Source organism: Winogradskyella sp. Asnod2-B02-A, assembly GCF_045063645.1.
Taxonomy (GTDB): domain Bacteria; phylum Bacteroidota; class Bacteroidia; order Flavobacteriales; family Flavobacteriaceae; genus Winogradskyella.
Genome location: NZ_JBEFOG010000026.1, coordinates 922,784 through 934,090, shown reverse-complemented (window position 1 = coordinate 934,090; position 11,307 = coordinate 922,784). Strand labels below are relative to the sequence as shown.

Genomic DNA, 11,307 nt, shown 5'->3' with positions numbered 1-11,307 from the left:
TGTAAAATCATCAATTATGGAATCAAATTATCATACGCTTAAACGCACAGACAATCAATTATTAGTAATTACACACTTATCTCAATTACTAACGTATGCCACTGTTTTTGGTGGAATAATAGCACCATTAATTCTTTGGGCAACACAAAAGGAACAAGTTGAAGGTATGGATGCTCATGGAAAATCGATTATAAATTTTCAAATTAGTATGTTCATCTATTCTATAATAAGTATTCCGTTTATGCTTGTTGGAATTGGATTTATAACATTAGGAATAATTGCAATACTGGCATTTGTAATGCCAATTGTAAACGCTATAAAAGCTAGTAATGGAGAATTACCTAGCTATCCATTGTCTATTAATTTTGTTAGTTAGTTATTAAAAGATATGGAAATTAAAAGGCTCACCAATTGGTGAGCCTTTTTGTATTGAATTAAGTTGCAAGAAATAAGCTCTTAATTATTAAGCATTACTGGCATTACAAGCATAGTTACATGCTCACCTTCATCTAAACCGTCAATTGGTGTTAAGATACCTGCTCTATTTGGTAAACTCATTTCTAACTGTACGTTATCTGAATTTAAGTTATTTATCATTTCTGTTAAAAAACGTGAGTTAAAACCAATTTGCATATCATCACCTTGGTAATCACATGTTAAACGTTCTTCAGCTTTATTAGAGTAATCAATATCTTCAGCAGATATGTTTAATTCTGCTCCGGCAATTTTTAAACGAATCTGATGTGTTGTTTTGTTAGAGAAAATACTAACACGACGCACAGAGTTTAAAAATTGTGTTCTGTCAATTACTAATTTATTTGGATTCTCTTTAGGAATTACCGCTTCATAATTAGGATATTTTCCATCAATTAAACGACAAATTAATATTGAGTTTTCAAAAGTGAATTTTGCATTAGATTCGTTGTATTCAACTAAAACATCATCATCACTTCCAGCTAATATACCTTTTAAAAGATTTAAAGGTTTCTTAGGCATAATGAATTCTGCTGTTTCTGTTGCACTCACATCGTTTCTTGTATATTTTACCAATTTGTGAGCGTCAGTCGCTACAAAAGTTAAATTATCTTGAGAAAATTGAAAGAAAACACCACTCATTACTGGTCTTAAATCATCGTTACCAGCAGCAAAAATTGTTTTACTAATTGCGGTAGCTAAGATATCTCCCATTATTGTAGTTGTGCTAGCATCTTCAATAGAAACTGCATTTGGAAATTCTGCACCATCAGCGTAAGCTAAAGCATATTTACCATGATTAGAGCTAATTTCTACTGTATTGTTTTCTTCAACAACAAACGTTAAGGGTTGTTCCGGAAACGTCTTCAATGTGTCTAAAAGTAATCTTGCAGGCAAGGCAATACTACCTTCTGAGTCACTTTCTACATCAATAGTTGCAGACATTGTAGTTTCTAGATCACTAGCCGAAATGGTTAATTTAGATTGGCTAAGTTCAAATAAGAAATTATCTAAAATAGGTAATGTATTACTGCTATTAATAACACCTCCTAATACTTGAAGTTGTTTTAATAAATAGGTGCTTGAAACAATAAATTTCATGTGTTCTATATTAATTGTTTTCTATTCTTAATTTGAAACATCTCAATAGTATTTTAAGATAAAATTCACCCTAAAAGGCTAAATGTTTCATATTGAATAGATGAGTTTTATATTTTTAGTTTGTGTTACAAATATATCTTAATAGAAGGGTTTTATAAAACAAACTTATTAACAAATTACCCTTGCAACAGCGTCTTTTTAATATGACGAAGTATTCAATTTATAATGTGTATTTACGTTTTCGTAAATAGTTGAAAATAAAGCCGAACAACCCTAAAAGTATGATTGGTAAAGCAATATTGATAAATTGCCAAGTGCCTTTACTGTCTTTTACTTTGTCTTCATCTAAGAATGCCACACTTATTTCTTTTGCTCTTATGTTTATAAGTCCTGTATCATCTAAAAGGTAATTTACAGTATTTAGTAAAAATTCCTTGTTGCCAAAAGATTTTCCTGTGAGTTGATCAAAGCCTAATTCTAAAGGCCTATTCTTTAATACTTCATTTTTTATCACATTTCCGTCAGAAATGATAACCATCTTGGTTTTTGGGCTTTTAGACTTAAAGTTATTCACTTTAAAAGGTAACACGCGTTGGTCATATACAGAGCGAAATTCACCTTCTAATAAAGCAGCTAAATTTTGAGAACCTAAGTTGTAACTGGCTTCGTCTGGAGCTTGAGTTACATTATCTAAAGAAATTGTAGTTGGTGCTCCTTCTGTTTTAGATTTTGGTGAACTTCGTAATAATATAGATTTTTTGATTCCATTTTTTAGGGTATCAATAGGACTCGCAAAATCAAATTTTACTAAATCTATATTTTTAGTAATTGGATGATTTGGATTAGAAGCTGCTAAAGGAGAATATTGCCATTGCAAAGGTTGCATTTGTGCCTGACTGCCTTCTCCAATTGTTAACATTATTGGTGCAGAGATGAGGTCTTTTACTAAAGTTGGGTTAACACGCACTCCATATTTAAAGAAAAAATCATTCAGTTTTAAATCTCGCATAATAGAAACGCCTGTACCAGCAGCATTGTACAAACTGTCTTTGTCCATAACCACAGATTCAGTAAGCCATAGACTTTTGCCACCATTCATGGTATATTGGTCTAAAACTAATTTTTCGTTTTCAGTAAAAGCGATACTTGGTTTTGCTGAAACAATTAAATCGTAATCTAATAATTTGTTTAAGGTGCCTTGTGGGTTAGATGCTACACTGTCTAATGTAAATTGCGCTAAATTATAATAAGGCTTAATTGTTTTTAAAAAATCAGCAATATAAATATCATCTAATTGGCCGTTGCCTTTTAAAATAGCAATCTTTTTTTCTTTAGCTTTAACGAGCTTACTAAACCCATCAGCAAAAGCATACTCTAAAGATTGAATAGAATTGTTAATTTGCTCTTGTAAACCTTGTGTGATACTTCTTTTTAGAAGCGGAATTTTAATGGTTTGGTCTTTGTAACTTCCAAAAGCCCATGGAAAAATAATATCTTGAGTTACTTTTCCGGTGCTGTTATCAGTATTTATATAGGGTTCTAAGCCAGCATTTGTGAGTTCTTCAATATATTGTTGTCTTGTGGCTTCATCTTTTATAGGATCAATATAATTAACGAAAATTTGATTAGATTCTAATTGAAATTCATCAACCATCTGTTTCACTTCGGTTTGAAGTAATCTAAATTCTGATGGAAAATCTCCTTCTAAAAATACGTCGATAATTAAAGGTGAGTCTAATTCGCTAATTAATGATTTTGTGGTATCAGAAAGTGTGTAACGATGATCTTTTGTAAGGTCGAATCGTTGATATACAGAACCCGAAATTGCATTGACAATGATAACTCCAACAACAATAGCAATAATATATAATATAGATTTATTCTTTTTCATTATCGAAGGTTATTTCTTCTTGATAGGTTTTTAAGGCTATTACTTTTTCATCTTGAAAAGTAATTTCTAAACAGTCCTTTTTATCATTAAATGCTCCAGGTTCTATACCAAGTCCATAATTCCATTTGTTGGTATCATGTGCTTTTTTAGCGTCATCCCAAGAGAGCCATTCAGCTTTACCTAAAAGCGTTGTTATTTTTTCTTTTGAAGCACCAATTAACGTATCAGATTCTATGGTGTTATCAATCATTTCGTAACGTAAAGCAGGCTTTTCTATCCATGCGTCATTATCAAAATATTTTTGATGATGATAGTTGCTTATTATATTAAGAAAGGGATAAAACAGAAAGAAAAACACAAAAGGAGTGAGTACTAAACTGATGAGTGCAGTTAACCACTTGCGTTTATCTACTGTGTTTAAAAATAAAAACAACAGCACAAATACTACGCATAAGAATACAATTAATAATGGTGTAAAAATCATCCTATTGTTTTTGGATTCTAAGTTTTGTAAATAATAAGAAAGCTACGGCAATACTAATAAAATAGACGAGATCTCTAGTGTCTATAACACCACGACTCATACTATTGTAATGTGCAGACATACCAATGTTTTCCATATAAACAAGGTTGTCAAAAATATTATAATTAGAAAGACCTTCAAATCCAAAATAGAAAAAGAAACAGATAAAAACAGCAATAATAAACGCTACAATTTGATTATCTGAAAGGGTAGAGGCAAATACTCCAATTGCAGTATAAGATCCAATTAAAAATAGTAATCCAAAATAAGAGCCAATAGTACTGCCTATATCAAGATTGCCTTCTGGATTTCCTAATTGTGAAACGGTGTAAACATATAATAATGTAGGAATTAAAGCTATTAAAATTAGTGCAAAAGCGCCAAAATATTTTCCTAATACAATTTGAAAATGAGAAATAGGTTTGGTTACTAATAACTCTAAAGTGCCTTGTTTCTTTTCATCACTAAAACTTCGCATTGTTACAGCAGGAATTAGAAAAATAAGAATCCAAGGTGCCAATAAAAAGAACGATGATAAACTAGCTAGTCCATTATCTAATATATTGAATTCTCCTTTAAATACCCATAAAAATAAGCCGTTTAATAATAAAAACACTCCAATAACCAAGTAACCAATTGGTGAGGCAAAGAAGGTGTTTATTTCTTTTTTTAATATTGCGAACATAAATTAGTATTCAGTTTTTTTGTCTTAAGTTCTTATTAATTAGCGAGATCAAAAGACTTTTATTGTTTTTTATTCTAAACTCTCCAATTTATCTACACTCCAAGCTTCTGGTTTTGCATTAAAAAATGGTTTGGTTTTTGCCCAAACGCCATTAAATAATTCAGAGTGTCTATAGTTATTTAAATCGTCTTCGGAACTCCAATAGCTATATGTGAAAAATATATTTGTATTGTTCTGGTCACGATAAAGCTCTAAAAATTGGCAACCCTCAAAATTGCGAATCTTTTCTTTAACAGTTTCAAAATTAGCCAAGAATTCTTCAATTTTTGACGGTTCAAAACTCATTTTTACAATTCTTACTAACAAAAGCTTATGGATTTAAAAAGTTAATAGTTACCGTATCCATTGTTTTCAATCCCATTAAAGTGGAAGCACTGCCAACAGTACTATTGTTGCTTTTATAAACTGCAATTTCAATATAACCAGAGGAATTAAATACAACCATACCTTTACCTTCAAGATTACGTTTAGATGTTTCATCATCATCGTAATTTAATATGTCGCTATATTTATTAAATATTATTTTAAACTTGTGGTTTCTAGCAAAAACCTCGTAAGCTCTTCCTTTTTGAAAGGATTCAAAAAATTTACGTTTAATATTTGTGACTACATTGCCATAATTATCAATGTATATGATTGTACCAATTATTTGATTTTGCTCGTCATTAACAAAAGGGTTTAAATTTTTAATTGGCTTTATAGTGTTAATAACTTTTCCAATAACGTCTAATGTACCTCCTCTTGCAATATGGCAAGCCACTTTTACAAAAATGTCTAAAACAGGAAAATTGGTTTCAACTTTATCATGGATGTTTATTTCAACTATTTTCTCTGGTACAATTTCTGTGCAAATCATACTCATAATACCGTTGTTTGCACATATAAAGTAATGGTCGTCTAGTTTGACTGCAATATGCTTATTTTCAGCACTTAACTCGGAGTCAATTCCTATTAGATGAATAGATCCTTTTGGGAAACTGCTATATGCATTTTGAATTATATAGGCGGCTTCACATATATTAAAGGGAGAGACATAATGTGAGATATCTACAATTTTAATATCCTCAAGTTCGCTATAAATAGCTCCTTTTATGGCTCCAGCAAAGTGGTCTTTTTCTCCAAAATCAGTCGTTAAAGTGATTATCGCCATGGATTGATTGTTGATATTTTTTTATGATTTGTGGTTGTAAAATTACTAGCTTTGTGTGTATACACAAGAATTACAAAATTAATAAAAGAAAACAGATTAACACACTAAATGTAGCTCGCTTTTGAATGAACTTATCCTAGAACTCGAAGAAATATCTCCAAAAGAATTCTTCGGTGCACAAAATGCTAATATTGAACTTCTAAAAAAGTATTTCCCTAAACTTAAAATTGTTGCAAGAGGCAATAAATTAAAGGCCTATGGTGACGAAGATTTACTAGAAGAATTTGATCGTAGAATGACCATGTTAATGAAACATTTTGGAAAGTATAATAAACTTGATGAAAATGTGATAGAGCGTGTACTAACAAGCCAAAGCAGTGACGATTATTCAACGTCTGCAAAAAGCGATGAAGTTTTAGTACATGGTGTTGGAGGTAAACTCATTAAAGCACAAACAGCAAACCAACGTAAGTTGGTAGAAAGTATGCGAAAAAATGACATGGTTTTCGCTATTGGACCAGCAGGAACTGGTAAAACCTACACCGGAGTTGCGCTGGCAGTTAGAGCCTTAAAGAATAGAGAGGTGAAACGTATTATTTTAACACGGCCTGCAGTAGAAGCGGGAGAGAATTTAGGATTTTTACCAGGTGATTTAAAGGAAAAGTTAGATCCATATATGCAACCGTTGTATGATGCTCTACGCGACATGATTCCGCATGAAAAATTGGATAGCTATGTAGAAAAAGGTGTGATTCAAATAGCACCTCTGGCTTTTATGCGTGGTAGAACTTTAGATAATGCCTTTGTGATTTTAGATGAAGGACAGAATACAACACATGCACAAATGAAGATGTTTCTAACTAGAATGGGTAAGAATGCAAAATTCTTATTAACGGGTGATCCTGGGCAAGTAGATTTGCCACGTAGAACCATTTCTGGATTAAAAGAAGCACTATTAGTATTACAAAATGTGGAAGGTATTGGCATGATTTATTTGGATGATAAAGATGTCATTCGCCATAAATTAGTTAAGAAAGTGATTGCCGCTTATAAAAGTATAGAGAATAGAGAATAGTACTTAAGGTGTTGTTATTTAGTTGTTTAGGTGTTTTTGGCTTGTAATTATATAAGATTAAGTAGAAATCGTATAAAATATGAAGCTGCATATCTGTCTAAATTTGCTGATATAATAAAAAACTTATAACAACATGAAAAAAGTACTTTTAATTATCGGAATATCATTAGGATTTAGTCCATTATTTGCTCAAGAAGAAGATATAGACTTTAATGCAGACAATTCTTGGCTTAAAGCAGGTTTAACAGCAGGCATACCAGTAGGTGATGCAGATGATGCGTCATCATTTGCGCTAGGTTTGGATTTGAGAGGGCAATATTTGTTCAATCCTAACTTAGGAATAGGTGTTGCTTCTGGTTACACTAATTATTTTGGGAAGGATGACAATGATGATTTTGGTATTGTTCCACTTGCAGGATTTATTCGTTATTATTTTACACCAAATGGCCTTTTCTTCGGAACCGATTTAGGTTATGGTTTTTTAACTGGAGTAGATGACAACGAAGGAGGTCTTTATGTTAATCCACAAATAGGTTATCATAACCGTGATTGGAATATTTACGCTTATTATCAAAACACGTTTGCAGAGAATGATATAGATATTCAATCTGTAGGTGTAGGCGCAACCTATAATATTAGGTTTAAATAAGAGAAAATTATAATAATTGAATTAAAAAGGAGAAAGTTTATTTCTCCTTTTTTTATTGAGTTTATTGTTTGGCCCAAGTAAAGAAATTACATTTGTAGTTCACAATTAAACGATTATTAAATGAGCACTATAGTAGATACCAATTTCAATTTTCCAAATCAGAAAAGTGTTTATAAAGGAAAAGTAAGAGAAGTGTATAATATAAATGATGAGCAATTGGTTATGGTTGCTACGGATCGTTTAAGTGCATTTGATGTAGTAATGCCCAAAGGCATTCCATATAAAGGTCAAATCTTAAATCAGATTGCGACTAAAATGATGAAGGATACTGAAGATTTGGTGCCTAATTGGTTAGTGGCTACACCAGATCCTAATGTGGCAGTTGGCCATTTGTGTGAGCCATTTAAAGTTGAAATGGTGATTCGCGGTTACATGTCTGGTCATGCAGCTAGAGAATATAAAGCAGGAAAACGTATGCTTTGTGGAGTTGCTATGCCAGAAGGTATGAAAGAAAATGATAAATTTCCTAATCCAATAATAACTCCAGCTACTAAAGCCGAAATGGGTGATCATGATGAAGATATTTCTAGAGAAGATATTTTAAAAAAAGGCATTGTTTCAGAAAACGATTATGTAGTTCTTGAAGATTATACGAGAAAGTTATTTCAACGCGGAACAGAGATTGCTGCAGATCGTGGATTAATTTTAGTAGATACTAAATACGAATTTGGTAAAACTAAAGAGGGAAAAATAGTGCTGATTGACGAAATCCATACACCAGATTCTTCGCGCTATTTTTATGCAGATGGTTATCAAGAGCGTCAAGATAGAGGAGAAGCACAGAAGCAATTGTCTAAAGAATTTGTAAGACAATGGTTAATAGCCAATGATTTTCAAGGTTTAGAAGGACAAACTGTTCCTGTAATGAGTGACGATTATATTGAAACTGTAAGCGAGCGCTATATAGAATTGTATGAAAATATAACAGGAGATACGTTTGTAAAAGGTGATGTTACTGATATACAGAATAGGATAGAGGCTAATGTTTTAGACTATTTGAAGTAAGATTTAAATATTTGTTGACAATAATCAATTTGATAGTTCTTTTACTTTTTCAACTATAGTATTATCATGGTGAAAACAAAAAGTATTATTTTAAAAATTGCTTAATTAGTTTCTAATAACTCATCTATTTTAGCAGACATAATTTCTGTAATATCTTTTCTAAAGCTTGTTTTAAAAAGTTGAACTATACCTTTTTTATCAATTATTAAGTTAGTAGGGTAACGAGATATGTCAAATTTAGTAGCCATCCATTTGCCATCTGTTATTTGATTATAATTAAAAGGAGTATGCTTAAGGAAATTATAAATTTTACTTTCTGAATCTAAAGCAACAGCAATGAATTCAACATTTTTGTCTTTATATTTTTTTTTAAGGTCATTAAGTAGGGGGATTTCCTTAAGACAAGGCGGACAATTGATAAACCAAAAGTTTAGAACTACGACTTTACCAATGAGATCTTTACTTTTAATTTTTTTTCCCTTCATACTTTTTGCAGAAAAGTTGTGTGATGTTTTTCCAATATTTTTTAAACCTTTTTCTTGTTTTGCAGGTAATAAGCTTAATTCTTTTCTTTGTTGTTCCATGGTTTGTATATGATAACCATCGAGACTATAGGTTGTTTCAGGTAGTTTTGAATAAAATATTTCTTTTGCCGTAACTGTATATGGTCCTAGAATATCATCAGTCAATGTGTACTTTAGTAAAAAGCCTTCTGTTTTAAATGATTTCACAAAACGCAATCCAAACTTTTTTGTAGTATATATTTTTCTTGTTATACCATTAACTTCTGCTGTAGAAACTTGACATGGAAATCCGAGAATTTTTGCTTCTTCATCATCTAATAATGTAACCTTTTTTGTTGGTTCTAATATATTAGAAATAAAGGCCCATTTATTATTTTTGAATTTTATGCCATTATAGAGTTTTTTTTTACTAAGATCATATAAATGAAATACCTCTTGGTCAATGGTGTTTAGAAAAAACTTTTCTTTTATTTTTTTGCTGTTAAAAATAACAACAATGTCATTAATGAATCTTGGAGATTGTTTTTGCTCTTCTGAAAGTTCATTCTCATAAACAACATCATACTTAATAATAACATCATTTTTAATATTGTCCGCATTTGGATATCTCCATTGCGAATACACGTCAGGTATGGTAAAAGTTAGACAAAATAATAAAAGACTAAATTTAAAAGTATTATTTGTCATAAGTTGATTTTATGAAATAAAATTAAAGTAATTTTATTCTGATAATATAGATTTTTTTTAGATTATTCCTCAACTTGCTTTTCTTGAATCACAATTTTGTCTTTCTTAAAAATAGGAATTAAATAAGATAAATTAAAACCAAAACCACCACCAAATTTACTGCTGTCATAAGTTCTATTATAACCAGGAATGTATAGGTTTTCGTAATTATTGGGTTCTTTTTCAGAAATTAAAAATTTAAGTTGCACATTAATACCTGCAAAAAAGTTATTGAAAAGTTCTGCTTTTAATCCTATTTGAAGTTCTGCCCAAAGTGCTGTTAAGCCATCAAAATCTTGGCTTTCTTCCTCTGAAAATGGTTCATCCCAATATTGATTGTTTACATCATAGATGGTATAACTATTTCTTGTTTGATTAAAGGTACTTGCTCCAACACGAAAACCTGTATAAATCATGTTTTCCATATCGAGCCAATTTTTGTAGAAATTAATATCTACGCCTCCTTTAAAATAGCTTCCTTTTGTGGTATTGTCTAGATATTCGTATTCAAGTGTGCGTTCTTCATTACCTATTTCACCAGCAATAAAGATACGTTTGGTGAGACGGTAATCTCCCATAATTTCAAAACCTGTATAATTATCGTCAAAAAAAGTACGTGCCAGTTTACTTAAATCTGCTCCAACCCTAAGGCCATACTTTTGCTTGTAAACTAAAGTATCATTAATTGTTTTTTTCTCTTCTTGCGCAAAAGCTATTGTAGAAAACAACAGCAATAGAATTACGCTTCTAGTTATGGTAGATACGTACATGTGTTGTGTTTTCATTCTCTATTAATGCTTGTGTTGTTTCTTCAATTTCTATATTAGTAATCCAATTGTCATCATCTGTAACTCTAGAAACGCCAATGCTTTTGAAATTACTTTTGTAACCGCAAGCTCGTGAAACATAAACAAAATCTGTGTTGTATGAAATTTCTATTATGTCAATATTTGATGAGGTAGAATCATCATCATCTAATCTAAGGTCAGTATCTTTTTCTAAGACAAATCGCGTCGTTAACAGCTCTCCTTCATGACCTACAATAAGAGGTAAAGCTATTGTGTTACTATTTATATTAAAAACATATGAATCTTCATCATCATAATCTACAATTATTAGGTTAGACTCTTCAATTGGCTCTGTGGTAACGCCATCTTCATCGGTAAATAAACCGTCTCCGTACACTGTAATTCTAGATACATTTAATAATTCCTCTGTGTCAGTAGCATCATAGAAACTTACAATCAGCCGTGGAGTTGTTTGCGTGGTTGCTGCACAAATATCATCCCGTTCGCAATTAAAGTTAATAATAGCTAAGGTGATAAAACTTATAAAAATTAGTAGTCGTTTCAAATTTATTAATTTCAGTATTCAGTAATTAGTA

Annotated in this window: 13 protein-coding genes; 4 read left to right on the top strand and 9 right to left on the bottom strand. The window is 31.0% G+C overall.

From position 1 onward, the window contains the following. Window positions 1–16 precede the first annotated feature (16 nt). Window positions 17–376 (top strand): DUF4870 domain-containing protein, encoded by a 360-nt coding sequence (locus ACJJVO_RS07590; protein ID WP_405572412.1) that lies wholly within the window; start codon window positions 17–19, stop codon window positions 374–376. Between the two features lie 80 nt (window positions 377–456). Here the strand turns inward: ACJJVO_RS07590 and dnaN are convergent, their stop codons facing one another. The 6 genes from dnaN to ACJJVO_RS07560 all read right to left on the bottom strand — a co-directional run bounded on the left by dnaN (window position 457) and on the right by ACJJVO_RS07560 (window position 5,884). Then, a complete protein-coding gene (gene dnaN / locus ACJJVO_RS07585) occupies window positions 457–1,575 on the bottom strand; it encodes a DNA polymerase III subunit beta (protein WP_115817679.1) in 1,119 nt (372 codons plus the stop codon). A gap of 220 nt (window positions 1,576–1,795) precedes the next feature. Then, window positions 1,796–3,466 (bottom strand): gliding motility-associated ABC transporter substrate-binding protein GldG, encoded by a 1,671-nt coding sequence (gene gldG, locus ACJJVO_RS07580; protein ID WP_405572409.1) that lies wholly within the window; start codon window positions 3,464–3,466, stop codon window positions 1,796–1,798. Then, window positions 3,453–3,950, bottom strand: coding sequence for a hypothetical protein (locus ACJJVO_RS07575; protein ID WP_405572407.1), 498 nt, complete (start codon window positions 3,948–3,950; stop codon window positions 3,453–3,455). Before ACJJVO_RS07575 ends, gldG begins: the two co-directional genes overlap by 14 nt. Before the next feature lies 1 nt (window position 3,951). After that, a complete protein-coding gene (gldF, locus tag ACJJVO_RS07570; RefSeq protein ID WP_405572404.1) occupies window positions 3,952–4,674 on the bottom strand; it encodes a gliding motility-associated ABC transporter permease subunit GldF in 723 nt (240 codons plus the stop codon). A gap of 69 nt (window positions 4,675–4,743) precedes the next feature. Then, window positions 4,744–5,040 carry a putative quinol monooxygenase gene (locus ACJJVO_RS07565; RefSeq protein ID WP_405572403.1) on the bottom strand — a complete coding sequence of 99 codons (297 nt, stop codon included), beginning with the start codon at window positions 5,038–5,040 and terminating at the stop codon, window positions 4,744–4,746. A 4-nt stretch (window positions 5,041–5,044) separates the two neighbouring features. Continuing rightward, window positions 5,045–5,884, bottom strand: coding sequence for an S-adenosyl-l-methionine hydroxide adenosyltransferase family protein (locus ACJJVO_RS07560; protein ID WP_405572400.1), 840 nt, complete (start codon window positions 5,882–5,884; stop codon window positions 5,045–5,047). A 121-nt stretch (window positions 5,885–6,005) separates the two neighbouring features. On the opposite strand from ACJJVO_RS07560, the gene ACJJVO_RS07555 reads away from it, so the two are divergent. The 3 genes from ACJJVO_RS07555 to ACJJVO_RS07545 all read left to right on the top strand — a co-directional run bounded on the left by ACJJVO_RS07555 (window position 6,006) and on the right by ACJJVO_RS07545 (window position 8,673). Further along, entirely contained in the window at window positions 6,006–6,959 is a 954-nt protein-coding gene (locus ACJJVO_RS07555; protein ID WP_405572398.1) for a PhoH family protein, read from the top strand. Window positions 6,960–7,092: 133 nt separating this feature from the next. Continuing rightward, the gene (locus ACJJVO_RS07550; RefSeq protein WP_405572397.1) at window positions 7,093–7,608 is read left to right on the top strand and encodes a hypothetical protein; all 516 of its coding nucleotides are present in this window, start codon (window positions 7,093–7,095) and stop codon (window positions 7,606–7,608) included. Window positions 7,609–7,728: 120 nt separating this feature from the next. Continuing rightward, window positions 7,729–8,673, top strand: coding sequence for a phosphoribosylaminoimidazolesuccinocarboxamide synthase (locus ACJJVO_RS07545; RefSeq protein WP_405572396.1), 945 nt, complete (start codon window positions 7,729–7,731; stop codon window positions 8,671–8,673). A 101-nt stretch (window positions 8,674–8,774) separates the two neighbouring features. Here ACJJVO_RS07545 and ACJJVO_RS07540 read toward each other — a convergent pair whose 3' ends face one another. The 3 genes from ACJJVO_RS07540 to ACJJVO_RS07530 form a co-directional block, all read right to left on the bottom strand. After that, a complete protein-coding gene (locus tag ACJJVO_RS07540) occupies window positions 8,775–9,884 on the bottom strand; it encodes a peroxiredoxin family protein (protein ID WP_405572395.1) in 1,110 nt (369 codons plus the stop codon). Between the two features lie 62 nt (window positions 9,885–9,946). Next, window positions 9,947–10,708: a DUF6048 family protein gene (locus ACJJVO_RS07535; protein ID WP_405572393.1), complete on the bottom strand. Its 762-nt coding sequence runs from the start codon at window positions 10,706–10,708 to the stop codon at window positions 9,947–9,949. Next, complete coding sequence (locus ACJJVO_RS07530; protein WP_405572391.1) at window positions 10,671–11,276, bottom strand: DUF6452 family protein; 606 nt, start codon at window positions 11,274–11,276, stop codon at window positions 10,671–10,673. Before ACJJVO_RS07530 ends, ACJJVO_RS07535 begins: the two co-directional genes overlap by 38 nt. Window positions 11,277–11,307 lie beyond the last annotated feature (31 nt).